9 protein-coding genes are annotated in these 16,713 nt (G+C 32.9%); 6 read left to right on the top strand and 3 right to left on the bottom strand.

Going from position 1 to position 16,713, the window contains the following annotated elements; translation table 11 throughout:
* Positions 1-3,735, top strand: a complete 3,735-nt coding sequence (locus LPB88_RS16475; RefSeq protein WP_230716740.1) for a metallophosphoesterase — start codon at positions 1-3, stop codon at positions 3,733-3,735.
* Positions 3,736-3,886: 151 nt separating this feature from the next.
* Here LPB88_RS16475 and LPB88_RS16470 read toward each other — a convergent pair whose 3' ends face one another.
* Positions 3,887-4,747 (bottom strand): hypothetical protein, encoded by an 861-nt coding sequence (locus LPB88_RS16470; RefSeq protein ID WP_230716739.1) that lies wholly within the window; start codon positions 4,745-4,747, stop codon positions 3,887-3,889.
* Positions 4,748-4,771: 24 nt separating this feature from the next.
* Complete coding sequence (locus LPB88_RS16465; protein WP_230716738.1) at positions 4,772-5,824, bottom strand: hypothetical protein; 1,053 nt, start codon at positions 5,822-5,824, stop codon at positions 4,772-4,774.
* 107 nt (positions 5,825-5,931) lie between these two features.
* Here LPB88_RS16465 and LPB88_RS16460 point away from each other — a divergent pair, with 107 nt between their 5' ends.
* The 4 genes from LPB88_RS16460 (at position 5,932) to LPB88_RS16445 (ending at position 12,873) form a co-directional block, all read left to right on the top strand.
* Positions 5,932-6,843 carry an ABC transporter ATP-binding protein gene (locus tag LPB88_RS16460; RefSeq protein ID WP_230716737.1) on the top strand — a complete coding sequence of 304 codons (912 nt, stop codon included), beginning with the start codon at positions 5,932-5,934 and terminating at the stop codon, positions 6,841-6,843.
* Between the two features lie 3 nt (positions 6,844-6,846).
* Positions 6,847-7,683 carry an ABC transporter permease gene (locus LPB88_RS16455; RefSeq protein WP_230716736.1) on the top strand — a complete coding sequence of 279 codons (837 nt, stop codon included), beginning with the start codon at positions 6,847-6,849 and terminating at the stop codon, positions 7,681-7,683.
* Positions 7,684-7,696: 13 nt separating this feature from the next.
* On the top strand, positions 7,697-10,027 hold the full coding sequence (locus LPB88_RS16450; RefSeq protein ID WP_230716735.1) for a T9SS type B sorting domain-containing protein: 2,331 nt from the start codon (positions 7,697-7,699) through the stop codon (positions 10,025-10,027).
* Between the two features lie 62 nt (positions 10,028-10,089).
* Positions 10,090-12,873: a T9SS type B sorting domain-containing protein gene (locus LPB88_RS16445; RefSeq protein WP_230716734.1), complete on the top strand. Its 2,784-nt coding sequence runs from the start codon at positions 10,090-10,092 to the stop codon at positions 12,871-12,873.
* A 164-nt stretch (positions 12,874-13,037) separates the two neighbouring features.
* Here LPB88_RS16445 and typA read toward each other — a convergent pair whose 3' ends face one another.
* Complete coding sequence (gene typA / locus LPB88_RS16440; protein WP_230716733.1) at positions 13,038-14,834, bottom strand: translational GTPase TypA; 1,797 nt, start codon at positions 14,832-14,834, stop codon at positions 13,038-13,040.
* A 168-nt stretch (positions 14,835-15,002) separates the two neighbouring features.
* Between typA and LPB88_RS16435 the strand changes: the two genes are divergently transcribed.
* Entirely contained in the window at positions 15,003-16,712 is a 1,710-nt protein-coding gene (locus LPB88_RS16435; RefSeq protein WP_230716732.1) for a PAS domain-containing sensor histidine kinase, read from the top strand.
* Position 16,713: the final 1 nt, after the last annotated feature.

Raw genomic sequence — 16,713 nt, 5'->3', positions numbered from 1 at the left:
ATGAAATTGTTTTTGGATAATCATTTTATTACTAAGATTAAAACTTGTTCTTTAGCAATAGTTGTATTGTTACTTGTTTATTCGTGCGCCACGCATAAAGCGCAATATGGAAAAAATGTTAGTGCTAACCAAACGGAAAACGCAACTGATAGTATAAAAATTGCTCACACTTTTTACTTAGTTGGAGATGCCGGAAATGCTGACGAAGAACAAGCCCAGCAAACACTGGAACTATTACATCAGAAGCTAAAAAAATCAAATAAAAAAGCTACTTTATTATTTCTTGGAGATAATATTTACCCTAAAGGTTTTCCTGCAAACGACAATGCTTCGGATAAAGCTTTGGCAGAAACAAAACTTACTAATCAATTAAAACTAACGGAAGGATTTAAAGGAAAAACAATTTTTATTCCCGGAAATCATGATTGGTACAACGGAATCAAAGGTCTGGAACGTCAGGCAGATTTTGTAACTAAATATCTTAACGATAAAAAAGCATTCTTACCCCGAAAAGCTTGCCCTATTGAAGATATCAAAATTGACAGTACCACTACTCTAGTTACTATTGACAGTGAATGGTTTCTTGAAGACTGGGATAATCATCCTACTATTAACGACAATTGCGACATTAAAACCAGAGAAGATTTTTTTACTGAATTAGAAAGTGTCTTAAATAAAAACCAGGAAAAAACGGTCGTTCTGGCTATCCACCATCCTTTGATGAGCAACGGTTCTCACGGCGGGCAGTATTCTTTAGAAAAACAATTATTCCCGTTAGAACAGAAAATTCCGTTACCGGTAATTGGTTCTATTATTAACTTGCTTCGAAAAACTTCCGGAGTCAATCCACAAGACATTCAAAACAAACAATATACAATTTACACGAAGAGAATTAAAACACTCATACAAGGCCAAAAAAACATAATTGTAGTTTCAGGACACGATCATAACTTACAATTTGTAAACAAAGAAAATATAAAACAAATAATTAGTGGTGCAGGCTCAAAATCTGAAGCAGCAAGAGCAATAAACCCATCTGAATTCTCTTATGGAGGAAATGGTTATGCAACGCTTACCTTGTTTAAAAGTGGTGATGCAAAAGTGACTTTCTTTGGGAATGAAAACAACCACGAGAAACAACTTTTTGAAAAAGAAATTATAAAAGCCAAAGAATTTAACTGGGGGGCATACAGCAATAATAATTTCCCGCCAACGGTAACAACTTCTATTTATTCTAAGAAAATGACTCAAAAGAGTTTTATTCATAAATTCTTGTTCGGGAATCATTACAGAAAATATTACAGCTTGCCAATTGAAGCCAAAACAGCAACATTGGATACTTTAATGGGCGGTTTAAAACCTATTCGCGAAGGCGGAGGACATCAATCTATTTCTTTACGAATGGCTGATCCTAAAGGAAGAGAATACGTAATGCGCGCGATGAAAAAAAGCGCCACAGCATTTTTACAGTCTGTTGCATTTAAAGATCAATATATTATAAACGATTTTGATGATACTTATGCTGAGAATTTTTTATTAGATTTCTATACTACATCTCATCCATACACGCCTTTTGCAGTTGGCAGCATGGCTGATAAATTGGGAATTTTGCATACAAATCCTGTTTTGTATTACATTCCGAAACAAAGTACTTTACGAGAATTTAATTCGAATTTTGGGGATGAATTGTATATGGTCGAAGAAAGACCTTCTGATAATTTCTTAGATGCTAAAAACTTCGGAAATCCAACTAATATTATTAGTACGGATGATATGATGATGAACCTTCATAAAGACGAAAAATATAGCGTTGATGAAAAAGAATATATAAAAGCACGTTTGTTTGATATGCTTATTGGCGATTGGGACAGACATAGCGATCAATGGCGTTGGGCTGAGCATAAAATAGGCGATAAAGTAGTTTACAAACCGATTCCGCGTGATCGTGATCAGGCTTTTTCCAAATATGACGGAACTTTACTTTCTCTTTTAATTAATATTCCGGCACTTCGTCATCAGCGAACTTTTAAAAGTAAATTAGATAATGTAAAATGGATCAACAGAGAACCTTATCCGATGGATTTGGCTTTCTTGAAAACTGCCGAAGAAAAAGATTGGATCGCTCAGGCAAAATTTATACAGGATAATTTATCAGACAAAGATATTGATGAGGCTTTTAAAAATTTACCTAAAGAAGTTCAGGATGAAACAATTGAAGATATCAAACAAAAATTAAGAAGCAGAAAAAAAGAACTGCAGCAATATGCTTCTACTTATTTTGATGTTCTAAGTCATACCGTTATGATTGCCGGAACCGATAAAAAAGACAAATTTGTCATCAATCATAATGCGAAGAAAAGTCTTGAAATTCAGGTTTTCAGAATTAAAAAAGAAGGCGACGAACTAGTGTATACCAAAACAGTTACTGATGCAAAAACCTCGAATTTATGGATTTATGGTTTAGACGATTCGGATGTTTTTGAGGTTATTGGTGATCAAAAGTCGAGTATTAAAATTCGCTTAATTGGCGGTCAAAACAATGATACTTATAACATCAAAAACGGAAAAAGGGTTATTGTTTATGACTTTAAATCGAAAAACAACACTTATAATCTTGATTCTAAAACCTGCACTCAGCTTACAGATGATTATGATGTTAACTTGTACAATTATGAAAAACCAAAATATAATGTCGTTTCGGGACTTCCAAATATTGGTTACAATCCTGATGATGGCGTAAAATTAGGTTTCAATTTAAATTATACAGTCAACAATTTCAAACAGAATCCTTATACGCAAAAGCATGTTTTAAACGGTTTCTATTATTTTGCAACCGGAGGTTTAGAATTTAATTATGTAGCACATTTTCCGGGATTATTGGGTAAATGGGTTATTGATGTTGAATCGCAATATACCACTCCAAGTTTTACTACGAATTATTTTGGTTATGGTAATGAAACTAAAAATAACGACGAAACTTTTGGAATGGATTACAATCGTGTTCGTATTCAGAAATTCAATGTTTCTGGTGCTATTAGACATGTTGGGCGTTACGGAAGCGAATTTAGTATTCAGCCAATGTTGCAACAACTTAGAGTTGAAGAAACAGATAATAGATTTATAGACACTCCAAATATCGTAAATCCGGTGGTATTTGACAGTCAGCTTTATGGTGGTATGAAAGTGAAATATCATTTTAAAAATGCCGATTTTGCTGCAAAACCTACTCTTGGAGTTGCCTTTATGATCTCGGCGACCTGGATGGCAAATTTAGATGACACAAAACAAAATTTCCCAACGCTGGAAAGTCTTTTAGGTTTTACACATAAAATCGATCACAACGGAAAATTAGTATTGGCAACTCTTTTAAAAGGAAAAGCTGTTCTAAATAATAATTATGAATTCTATCAAGGTGCGACTTTAGGTGGCGATACCGATTTGCGCGGTTATAGAAACCAACGCTTTTTAGGAAGTTCTTATTTCTCTCAAAGCTCTGATTTACGCCTTACTATTGGTAAAATTCAACGCACTGTAGCTCCAATGACTTACGGAATTTTAGGTGGCTTTGACTACGGAAGAATCTGGCTTGACGGCGAAAATTCAAGAAAATGGCATCAGGATTATGGTGGCGGACTTTGGATAAATGCCATTAATGTGATAACAGCAAGAATCTCTTATTTTAAATCTCCCGATGAAGTAGGAAGAGTTATTTTTGGAGCGGCATATAGCTTTTAGTCTGAGGTTCTAAGGTTCAGAGCAGCAAAGGTTCAAAGGTTTTTAGCCACGAATTTCACAAATTTTCACTAATTAATTATTCGTGGAAATTCGTGAAATTCGTGGCAAACTTTTTTTAGAGTCTTAGAAACTTAGCAACTCAGAACCTTAGTCACTTGAGTTTAAACTCATACATCTTACCTCCTATTTTGTTTGTTTTTTCATCGGCGATAAGCAAGGTGTTGTTGTCTTTGAAAACTATTGCTTCTTTTTGCGAAAAGTTACCTAGTTTTATTTCGGTTTGGATTCCTTTATGAAATAGATCGCCTTTGTAATCTTTAAACAAAACAATTTTATCATGACTTAACAATACTACTTTTTTTCCGTCAGGACTTATTGTCGCACTTGTTAAAACACAATGATTGTAATTATTGCAGGTTTTGAACTCTCCTATTTTGGTTGCTTTTTGTGTTCCCGGTGCATTTAGAATTTTATAAATAAAAGCTGTTCCGTCAAAATTCTTGCTTCGGTTTTTAGTGAAAAGATAAAAGTAATTTCCGTGTTCGAAGAAACCTTCAACATCAAAAAACATTTCTTTTTTCTTTGGAGGAAATTCGGTTTGTTCCGGATACGAAAAAGAAACTTTATATTCGGCTACAGCCAAATCTTTATTGAGCTGATTTTTATTGACTTTATAAATACATAAATCTTTACGCTCATTGTCGTTGTTTCCAAAATCTCCAATATAAATATTGCCGCTTTTATCTTTTGTAATGTCCTCCCAATCTACATTGGTTGCATTTGTTATGGTGATAGTTTTATCTAATTTCCCATCTGAGTTTATGACGTAGATTTTATTCGCATTTCCGCTATCTTCCAAAGTATAAATCAGATTACTTTCAGGGAAATAGGTAATTCCTGAAACTTCTTTTAACTTTTTAGGGAGCGAATAAAGTGTCTTAAAATCAGTATTTGATTCTTGCTGACAAGCTAGTAAAGCAATAGAAATTCCAAGTAAAAAAAACTTTTTCATAAGATTATTTTTTGATGATTTAGCCTAGATTAAGTTAGTGTTTTTAAAATTGCGTGTGATAAACTCAAATGCTGCAAACATAATGTGCCCCATCGATTTTGCGTTTTTGAATTTCATATCATTGGTATAACGGTACAATTCCATTTTTAGTTGATTCAAATGCTCTTCTGTCGAAATAGTATCGTGACACATAATATTTAATAATTTTTTGATTCTATTTTCGGCAGAGTGAATACGTTTTGCCAGAATCGCTCTTTCTTCGTCTTTGTACTGAATGATCGAACGTTCTTCGAGTTTCTCTTTAATTAATTTTATCATCGGATAATTTTCCTTGAAAAACTGCGGACGATAAACTTTAAAATTGCCTTCGTAACATTGCTGATCAAAATCGATTGGGCGAATTTTATAAACCACCTGATCAAAATCGTGAATTGGCACTATCACATAATTGTACGCACGCATATCTCCTAAAAGCCTAATCATACAACGCTCGTTGAACTTGACAAACTCTTTTGCGATTTGCGATTTTTCCATTTCGGTACAATTATCCAATAAGGTATCCATAAAAACATCACCCGGAATTCCGATAATATGTTCTTCTATAAGCGTGTCTTTATAGACCAAAAAGTTGATTTTATCGGGCGAAAGAATATCTTCTAATTCTAAACCATAAATTCTGGAAGCGTCTGCTTTTTTAATATAAAAATGAACGTAGTTATCATTGAGAATATTTCGGACTTTAATCCTGAAAGGTTTCGAATTTCCGAAAGTGCAATAATCAATGGCATCAATATTCAGAAACTGAATAATTTCGCTATTTCCATCAGAATGCAAAAGTGAATATATTTTTTTCAGATTCAAATCGATTTCATTTCTTTCAAATTCGCTGTAATAAACCCTAATCCATAAAGTATCTGTTTCATTTTTATCATATACATTTATAGAGCCCGAAAAACGCAATAGATCATCATAGAACACAGATACTTTCGAGATGCGTTCGTATCGTTCTAAATAACTTAAAAGGGATTGCGTTAAAGGATAAGAAGGTTTTTTTAAGACCATTAAAGGTTCACTCATTTTGAATATCTTTAATACAAATTTACATTAATTCATTTTAAAGTTAGAATTTAGCGTAACAATAAACAAGTTGAGTCGTCATACTTAAAACTAAAACCGAAATAAATTTGGAAACCATACTTACCATTGAGAATCTTAGTAAAAGATACGGGCGCATTCAAGCCTTAAAAGATGTGTCTTTTAAAATACAAAAAGGCCGTGTTTACGGTATTTTAGGACCAAACGGAAGTGGAAAATCTACCACTTTAGGAATTGTATTGAATGTTGTAAACAGAACTTCGGGCAATTACAGCTGGTTTGATGGAAAAGTTCAAACTCATGAAGCCTTAAAAAAAGTAGGCGCCATCATAGAAAGACCCAACTTTTACCCCTACATGACTGCTGAAGAAAACTTAAAATTGGTTTGTAAAATAAAAAGCATCAATTATTCTAAGATCACCGAAAAACTAGATCTTGTTGGTTTAACGGAAAGAAAAGACAGCAAATTCAGCACTTTTTCGTTAGGAATGAAACAACGTCTGGCCATTGCTTCGGCGCTTTTAAATGATCCTGAAATTTTGATTTTGGATGAACCAACGAATGGTTTAGATCCGCAGGGAATTCATCAGATTAGAGATATTATTAAAAAAATTGCCTCGCAAGGAACTACAATTTTATTGGCTTCGCATTTATTAGACGAAGTCGAAAAAGTATGTTCGAATGTTATTGTTTTAAGAAAAGGCGAAATTTTATATTCCGGTTCGGTTGATGGTATGTCTGCCAATGAAGGTTTCTTTGAACTTCAGGCTACTGATAATTTAGCACTGAAATTGGTTTTACAAAATCATGAAGCTGTTGACAGAATCACGGAAGAAGAGGGAAAAATATTGGTTTATTTAAAATCAGATTTATCAGCTTCAGAACTGAATTTGTTTTTGTTTTCTAAAAATATCGCTTTGAGTCATTTAGTAAAACGCAAAAACAGTCTTGAAGCACAATTTTTAGAATTAACCAAAAACGCTACTATCAAATCAAACTAAGCCATGAACAGACTTATATCTATAGAATTACAAAAAATCTGGAAAAACAAAGCCAGTAAAGTACTTACACTAACCTATTTCATTTTACTTTCGTTCATTGCATTAATTGCATCGATAAAATTTGACATTGGTCCTTTTAAATTTCATTTGGCCGAAATGGGGATTTTCAACTTTCCATATATCTGGCATTTTAATACTTATATCGCAGCATGGTTAAAATTTTTCCTTGCCATTGTTATCGTTTCCATGATGGCAAACGAATATAGTTACGGAACTTTAAAACAAAATTTAATTGACGGTTTAAGTAAAAAAGAGTTCATTTTATCAAAGTTTCTTACTGTAGTTCTTTTTGCATTATGCTCAACAGTTTTTGTATTTGTGATGAGTTTATTGTTAGGTTTTAGCTTTTCATCTTATACAGAACTAGATGTTGTTTTTATGAATTTAGATTATTTATTAGCCTTTTTTGTAAAACTAATTGGTTTCTTTTCTTTCTGTTTATTTCTGGGAATTTTAGTAAAACGTTCTGCTTTTGCTTTAGGTTTTCTTTTGGTTTGGAGTATAATTGAAGGAATTCTAAAAGGCCTTTTAACCTTTAAAATTTTCCCAGACAGCAATACAGGTGATTATATCATGCAATTTCTTCCATTAGAAGCCATGTCTAATTTGATTATTGAACCATTTTCAAGACTTTCTGTAGTAAGAAGCATAGGAACTCAGATAGGTGTTGAAAACATTAAAGATTATGGCGTTCACTACCTTTCAATTCTCATAGTTTTAGTTTGGACCTTCTTATTTACATACTTTTCTTATAAATTATTAAAAAATCGGGATTTATAGTATATTTGTTACTATGAATCGTTTAAAGCACCTTTTAGTTATTTTGTTTCTATGTTGTTTATCTTCTAAGATAAATGCACAATATATAAGTATAGATGATCAAAAAACACCGCAAGAACTAATTGAAACTATTTTAGTCAATAGTTCTTGCGCTTCTGCTTCTAATACGAGCGGAAAAGGAGATACTTTTACACCCGGAAAAAATAGTTTTGGCTATTTTAATGCAGGAACAAGTGAATTTCCTTTTTCTGAGGGAATTGTTTTAACAACTTCAACAAGTACCGAAGGAATTGGTCCATATGTTAGCAATCTGGGTAGTGGAAACCCGAACTGGCTTGGTGATTCTGATTTAAATCAAATACTGGGAATTACATCTATAAACGCAACATCTATAGAATTTGATTTTGTTGCTTTAACTGACATTTTAAGTTTTAACTATATTTTTGCTTCAAATGAATATCAGTATGATTTTCCATGCACATATTCAGATGGCTTTGCTTTTTTAATTAAAGAAGCCAATACTAGTAATCCTTATCAAAACATTGCAGTACTACCTGGTACAACCACACCAGTATCTTCTGTAAATGTTCGTCCAACGATTGAACCAGGGCAGGTCCCTCCCCCTATTACCAGATCTTATCCTGGATGTCCTGCAGCAAACCAGATCTATTTTAATGGCATAAACGACATCAATAGCCCCATAAATTATACCGGACAAACCGTGATTATGAATGCACAAACAAATGTGATAACGGGAAAAACATATCACATAAAACTTGTTGTTGCTGATGCTGGTCAAAGATATTATGATTCTGCTGTATTTTTGCAAGCTGGCAGTTTTGCTTCTAAAATAACTTTTGGACAAGATAGAACTACAGCAAGTAATAATCCTGTGTGCTTTGGAGAAACTCTTTTGTTAGACCCAAAACTTTCTTCAGCTTATTCTTATAAATGGTACAAAAATAATGTACAAATTGCGACTACTCCAACGTTTACTGCTACAGACGCCGGAACCTATAGAGTCGAAGTTACATTAACCCCTTCTACTTGCAGCTTGGTTGGAGAAATCAAAATCGAGTATGCTCCGGAAATTCTATCAACAGGTACTCCTTTAATTCAATGCGACGACAATACTGATGGAATTAGTATCTTCAACTTAACAAAAGTCGATAATATCATCAAAAACAATGTTTCTGAGATTACAAACAATGGGTATTATGAATCATTAGCTGATGCTCAAAACAAAACAAACCCTATTTTAACTCCTGAAAAATACACCAATAAAACACCCAACCAAATTGTTTATGGCAGAATTGAAAACAAATATGGTTGTTATAAAACTCCTAAAGTAACGTTACAAATATCTACGGCAACAATTTCTAATCAAAGTCCAGTTGCAACTTGCGATAAAGATGATAAACAAGACGGTTTTTATCAATTTGACCTTGAGTCAGAAGTTACTCCGCAAGTTCTTGCCGGTTTACCAAATGGATTAGTTGCCAATTATTTTTTAACTCAAAACGATGCCATAACAGAAACAAATAAGTTATCAAGTCCGTTTAAAAACACAACAGCTTTTAATCAGACCATTTATGTTAGGGTTATTAACGGACCGGATTGTTATAACGTAACACCAATAACTCTTGTTGTAAATACTTTTGATCCGCCCAACTTCAAGGATGAATCCAAAACTATATGTAAAGGAGTTACTACTACTTTAGCGGTAGCAACTGGTTTTAGCAGTTATTTATGGAATACAGGCAGTACCAATAACCATATTGATGTGAATGCTGCAGGAGATTATTCTGTTACTGTAAAAGATGCGAATGGTTGTGATAAAACTAAAAAATTCAAAATAATTGCTTCCGAACCTGCAACAATAACTGATGTTGTTATTAAAGATTTTTCCGGAACTGATAATTCCGCTTTAATACAATATACCGGAGCCGGGAATTATGAATTCTCTATTGATGGTATGGCTTATCAGGATAATCCTTTATTTACAGGAGTAAAACCGGGAATGTACAATGCCACGGCCAGAGACAAAAACGGATGCGGAATATCTGGCATATTTGTATTCTATGTTTTAGATTATCCAAGATTTTTCACCCCTAACGGAGATGGTTACAACGATTTATGGTTTATTAAAGACTTCGATCAGCTTCCTGCTTACAAACTGTCTATTTTCGACCGCTACGGAAAATTATTAAAACAAATGGACCAAAACAGCTTAGGATGGAATGGAATTTATAATAGTCAGCAACTTCCATCAGATGATTATTGGTTTACTTTAATTCTTGAAAACGGAACTGGTATTAAAGGTCACTTTAGCTTAAAGAGATAAAGTGATATTTTAACTCATATATTTTACACGTTTTTATATATTTGATTATAAATGAGAAATATATGAAATCTATTCGATTATTATTGTTCATTTCCTTGCTATTTGCAATACCGGTTTCTGCACAAAAAGAAGCTGCAATCTGGTATTTTGGATATGGAGCAGGATTAGATTTCAATTCCGGGAGTCCCGTTGCTTTAACCAACGGAAAATTATTTACTAACGAGGGTTGTGCCAGCATTTCTGACAGATACGGAAACTTACTTTTTTATACTGACGGCTCAATTGTTTATGACAAAAGCCATCAGATAATGCCCAACGGAACCGGGCTTCTAGGACATCGATCAAGTACGCAATCTGCAATTATAGTTCCAAAACCAAAAGATCCAAATCTATATTACATTTTTACGGTAGACGAGCCCAATCCTGTAAATGTAGATGCTAACCCAACAAATGACGAATCTCCTCCAAATAGCGGGTTAAATTATTCTGTAGTTGATTTAAGATTAAACAATGGATTAGGTGACATTGTTTCTTCTGAAAAAAATATTCCTCTTATTACATATGATGTAAATAATGCAGAAGACGTTAAGTTTAAATGCTCAGAAAAAATTACCGCTGTACAGCATAGTGATGGACTTTCCTTCTGGGTTGTAACTCATTTTAGAAATACTTTTTATAGTTTTAAAGTAAGTACAAATGGTGTCGATCAAACCCCAATTAAAACAATAACTGCACAAGACATTCCGCTGGGTGGCTACAATTCTAATGCAATTGGATATTTAAAAGCCTCTCCCAATGGAAAAAAGATTGCAATTGCCAACATGGCCACAAAAACTTCAAATAATCTAAATGCAAATGGCCTGGTAAAACGAAATACAGGAAATGTATATCTTTATAATTTTGATGCTGACAGCGGTATTGTAAGTAGTGAAACTCTTCTTTATGACAAGATTGATCCTTATGGAATAGAGTTTTCTGCAAAATCAGCAAAACTATACATGACTTACAACAAATATGATGCAGCCGGAACCTCTCAAGGGAGCTCACTAATACAATATGATCTGAAAAAAGCTGATATTGCAAACTCAATGCAAATCATAAACTCTTCTAATTATGTTGCAGGAGCGCTTCAACTAGCCATTGATGAAAAAATTTACAGATCAGGCTATTCACTTATAGATAATAGTATCCAAAAGATATCAGTAATCAATAATCCTGAGGCTGATGGTATTAATTGTAATTTTATTCAAAATAAAATTGATCTAAAAACCGGAACTTCACAACTGGGACTTCCGCCTTTTATCACCTCCTTATTTTTATATACTTTTGATCATGAATTTAATTGTTTAGGACAATCTACACATTTTTACATTAATTCTACAGAAACAATAGATACTGTATTGTGGAACTTCGGGGACGGAAGTACTTCTACCAATAAAGATGCCTATCACACTTATGCAACAGCCGGAGATTATAAGGTGACATTAATAAAAACAGTAAATGGAGAAAACAGAGAATCTTTAGAAAAAACAATAACAATTTTCGATAAACCAACTGTAATTACAACACCCTACAAATTAATTCAGTGTGACACACAGGACAGCAATTCACTGGACGGATTGGCAACCTTCAATCTTTCTTCTGCAAATGAAGTAATCACATTGGGAAATAACACTTACGAAGTATTTTATTATCATACCAAAAATGAAGCCGAGGCAGATAGTAATAACACATCTTCTTTAAATCCTATTTACAAAAACACAGTTCCAAAAGAAGTACTTTATGCAAAAATAAGTCAGCCAAATTTATCTTGTTATAGTATTGCAACGATAATTCTACAGGCAAATCCGTCTAATTCAATCTTACCCGAGGATCTTCATAAATGTGATTTGGGAGACGGAAAAGCTGAATTTGATTTAGAAGAAAAAAAACAGCTTATTAAAGCCGAATTAAATTTACCTGCTGATGTTAAATTATTCTTTTACAATAGTCAAAATGATGCTTCATTATCCTTAAATGAAATAAAAAATACTGTAACTACAAATTCCAAAACTGTATTTATAAGAGCCGAAAATAGTGAAGGCTGCTATGGAAACGGAAAATTTGAACTTATTGTTGAACCAGTTCCGGTTTTAATAGACGCACAACAAAAAATAATTTGCGAATCCGGATCAAATACAACTGTCGTTTTAGAACCCAATCTTCCGTTATCACAAATAAGTGATTATACCTATTTATGGTCGAATGGTGATACAACACCAAGTACTACAGTTAACAAAGAAGGAAATTATACCCTTACAATCGAAAATAAATCCGGATGCACAGCAACTTCAAATTATCCTGTAAAATTATCTCGTTCTCCTGTTCTAAATCAAATAGAAATAAACGATTTAAATACTTTAAATGAAGTAATTGTAGACGTACAGAATCCGGAAGATTATCAATATATGATTCATTTTCAGAATGGAGAATATAGTGAAATTCAAAATTCCGGAGTCTTTGAAAATATTCCCGGAGGTTTTCATGAATTAATTATTGAAAGCATAAATGGCTGCGGAAGAATAGCCACAAGTTTTGCAGTTCTAAATGCTCCAAAATACTTCACGCCAAACAATGATGGCTACAATGACTATTGGAATTTTATTGGAATAAATGACCCTATTTATAAAAATGCTGTTATTTATATTTATGACCGTTACGGAAAGTTATTGAAACAATTATCTCCTTTTGGAGAAGGATGGGACGGAACTTATACTAAAGAACCAATGCCTGCATCTGACTATTGGTTTACTATCAAACTAGAAGACGGACGGGAAGCAAAAGGGCACTTTAGCCTGAAAAGATAAAAAGAAAAGAAATTCCAATCTAAAAATTCCAAATTCCAATACTTGATAATACACTGCAAATTCTAAATTTTTAAAATCCAAATTCTAAATTTAGAAAATGATTAATAAAAAAAATCCCAAACTCCTGATTGGAATTTGGGATTTTTATATTGAATTTTAGAAAATTAGATTTTAAATCTTTTTCTATCAGTTTCTGTCAAATAGATTTTTCTCAAACGAATAGATTTTGGTGTAACCTCTACATACTCATCTTTTTGAATGTACTCTAAAGCCTCTTCAAGAGAGAAAATGATTGGAGGAATAATTCTCGCTTTTTCATCATTTCCAGAAGAACGTACGTTAGATTGTTTTTTCTCTTTAGTTACGTTTACACACATATCATCAGCACGAGAGTTTTCTCCAATTACCTGACCTTCGTAGATTTCGGCATTTGGTTCAACAAAAAACTTACCACGATCTTGTAATTTATCGATAGAATAAGGAATAGCTTTTCCTTTTTCCATAGAAATCAATGACCCCTTATTACGTCCAGCAATTTCTCCTTTGTAAGGCTCATATCCAATAAAACGGTGTGCCATAATAGCCTCACCAGCTGTTGCAGTAAGTAATTGGTTACGCAATCCAATAATTCCACGTGATGGAATATTAAATTTCACAATCATACGTTCCCCTTTAGTTTCCATGCTCAGCATTTCACCTTTACGTAAAGTAACGAACTCAACCGCTCTACCTGAAAGATTTTCCGGTAAGTCGATTGTCAATTCCTCAATTGGCTCACATTTTTTACCATCAATTTCTTTGATGATAACTTGTGGTTGACCAATTTGCAACTCATACCCTTCTCTTCTCATTGTTTCAATAAGAACAGATAAGTGAAGTACTCCACGACCGAAAACCATGAATTTATCAGCAGAATCAGTTTCACCTAACTTCATAGCTAAGTTTTTCTCTAATTCTTTTGTCAAACGCTCTCTAATATGGCGAGAAGTTACAAATTTACCCTCTTTACCAAAGAAAGGAGAGTCATTAATTGTAAACAACATACTCATTGTAGGCTCATCGATAGCAATTGTTTGTAAAGCTTCTGGATTTTCAAAGTCAGCGATTGTATCTCCAATTTCAAAACCTTCAACTCCAATAATTGCACAAATATCTCCAGCAATAACTTGTTGTACTTTTTTACGGCCTAAACCTTCAAAAGTATGAAGTTCTTTGATACGGGATTTAGATATAGTACCATCTCTTTTTACTAATGCGATTTGCATACCTTCGTTAAGAACTCCTCTTTCAAGACGACCAATAGCGATACGACCTGTAAATGCAGAGAAATCCAAAGATGTAATCAACATTTGTGGTGTTCCTTCAGAAACTTTAGGAGCAGGAACATTATCAACAACCATATCCAATAATGCTTCAACATTATCAGTTACGTTTTCCCAATGATCAGACATCCAGTTATTTTTAGCAGAACCATATACTGTTGGAAAATCCAACTGCCATTCTTCAGCACCTAATTCAAACATTAAGTCAAAAACTTTTTCATGAACTTCTTCAGGAGTACAGTTTTCTTTATCAACTTTATTGATAACTACACATGGCTTAAGACCTAAGTCAATAGCTTTTTGTAATACAAAACGAGTTTGTGGCATTGGACCTTCAAAAGCATCAACTAGCAAACATACACCATCGGCCATGTTCAATACACGTTCTACTTCACCTCCAAAATCCGCGTGGCCAGGAGTGTCAATAATATTGATCTTTGTTCCTTTATATTGAACTGATACGTTTTTAGAAGTAATAGTAATACCTCTCTCACGCTCTAAATCGTTATTATCAAGAATTAAATCACCTGTGTTTTCGTTGTCACGAAATAATTGACAGTGATACATAATTTTATCAACCAAAGTGGTTTTACCGTGATCGACGTGGGCAATAATTGCAATGTTTCTAATAGATTCCATCTGTGATTTTTAATGGGTGCAAAGGTACACTTTATTTTGATATAAAAAACGTTTCTAGGATAGTTTGCGTATATACAAGTAATTAGTTCATTAAAATCAGTATTAATTTAAGTGTAATTTGAACTTTCCTTATTGTTTAATTATACTTAATTTAACTATATTTGAGTAATGAAAAGTAAAACTATCCAAATTACTCTAGTCTATATTATCATATCGTTATTTATGGCGATTGTCTGTCATAAAATACTTACTACTTACTTTTCTAAGACCGAATATTATTTAGTTTTTTTCTTTAAAGATCTTTTTTTTACATTAAGTACTGCTCTATTCTTCAATTACATACTATCTAAAAATGAGAAAAAAAATATTGCAGTTTTCAAAAAATTAAAGCACACAAATGAAGAAATTAAAGAATCAAACGAAAAATATGACATTGTAGCAAAAGCAACAAGTGACACAATTTGGGACTGGAAAATTCAAGAAGACCGTATAAACTGGAACAAAGGAATCGAAGGTGTTTTTGGTTATAATCCAGCTGAAGTTGGAAAGACATCTAAATGGTGGTTTGACAAAATCCATCCGGAAGACAGTATCAGAATGTCTATTAAATTATACTCTTTTATTGAGCAAAAAACCGAAAAATGGCAGGATCAATATCGCTTTAGATGTGCAGACGGAACTTATAAGTATGTTTTAGACCGAGGTTTTTTATTAAAAGATGAAAACGGAAGAGCCATCAGAATGATTGGAGCCATTCAGGATATTACAAAACAAAAAGAAGAAGAGCAACGATTAAAACTTTTAGAAACCGTAATTACACAATCTAAAGATTCTATTCTAATTACAGAAGCAAATTCTGCAGATCGTAAAATACCTAAAATAGTGTATGTGAACCCGGCATTTTCTCAAATGTCAGGATATCTGTCTAATGAAATTATCGGAAAATCTCCAAATATTTTCAAAGGACCTAAATCAGATTCAGAAGAATTAAAAAAACTTTTAAGAGCTATAAAAAATGAAGAAGAGTGCTTAATAGAAACTATTAACTACACCAAGAAAAAAGAAGAATACTGGGTAAGATTCTCTATGATTCCAATTTTCAATAATGAAGGCATCATTACGCACTGGATCTCTATACAAAGAGACATTACAGATGAGAAAAAACTAGAAACCGAAAAAGAACATTTAATCCGAGAACTAACACAAAATAACAAAGACTTAAAACAGTTCTCCTATATTACATCACACAACTTAAGAGCTCCATTATCAAATCTAATAGGACTTTTGAATCTTATCGATGACATTCCGATAGAAAATGAAGAACTTGAGGAAATTTTGACCGGCTTTACCAAATCAACACATTTATTAAACGAAACCATAAACGACCTGGTAAAAGTAATTATCATTAAAGACAATCCTTCTATGCAAAAAGAAGAAGTTTCTTTGAAAGAAGTCTTCGAAAATGTGTTTAGCCAATTGTCTTTTCAAATCGAATTACACAAGCCAATCATTAAACTCAAATTTGACAGGGTCCCATTATTAAACACAAACAAAGCTTATATTGAAAGCATTTTACTAAATTTGCTTACTAATTCAATAAAATACAAGTCAGAAAACAGAAAACTAAAAATTTCTATTACTGCAGAACAAATAGATCACAAAGCAATATTAACTTTTAAGGACAACGGAATTGGAATTGATCTAGAGAGAAATCGTGATAAAGTTTTTGGACTATATCAAAGATTTCACAATTACCCAGACAGCAAAGGACTTGGTTTGTATCTTGTAAAGTCACAGGTTGAAACCATGGGAGGAACAATCAGTATTGACAGTGAAGTCAACAAAGGCACCACCTTTACAATAACATTTAAAAATTAAA

It is taken from the genome of Flavobacterium sp. JAS (genome assembly GCF_020991455.1).
Taxonomy (GTDB): domain Bacteria; phylum Bacteroidota; class Bacteroidia; order Flavobacteriales; family Flavobacteriaceae; genus Flavobacterium.
The sequence above is the reverse complement of the archived record's forward strand: the minus strand, read 5'-3'. Positions and strand labels throughout refer to the sequence as shown.

Excerpts from the sequence above, each read along its gene's own strand:
- LPB88_RS16475 (WP_230716740.1), top strand. The coding sequence starts at position 1 with ATGAAATTGTTTTTGGATAATCATTTTATTACTAAGATTAAAACTTGT.
- LPB88_RS16455 (WP_230716736.1), top strand. The coding sequence starts at position 6,847 with ATGAACAGACTTATATCTATAGAATTACAAAAAATCTGGAAAAACAAA.
- typA (WP_230716733.1), bottom strand. The coding sequence starts at position 14,834 with ATGGAATCTATTAGAAACATTGCAATTATTGCCCACGTCGATCACGGT.
- LPB88_RS16435 (WP_230716732.1), top strand. The coding sequence starts at position 15,003 with ATGAAAAGTAAAACTATCCAAATTACTCTAGTCTATATTATCATATCG.
- LPB88_RS16470 (WP_230716739.1), bottom strand. The coding sequence starts at position 4,747 with ATGAAAAAGTTTTTTTTACTTGGAATTTCTATTGCTTTACTAGCTTGT.
- LPB88_RS16445 (WP_230716734.1), top strand. The coding sequence starts at position 10,090 with ATGAAATCTATTCGATTATTATTGTTCATTTCCTTGCTATTTGCAATA.
- LPB88_RS16450 (WP_230716735.1), top strand. The coding sequence starts at position 7,697 with ATGAATCGTTTAAAGCACCTTTTAGTTATTTTGTTTCTATGTTGTTTA.
- LPB88_RS16465 (WP_230716738.1), bottom strand. The coding sequence starts at position 5,824 with ATGAGTGAACCTTTAATGGTCTTAAAAAAACCTTCTTATCCTTTAACG.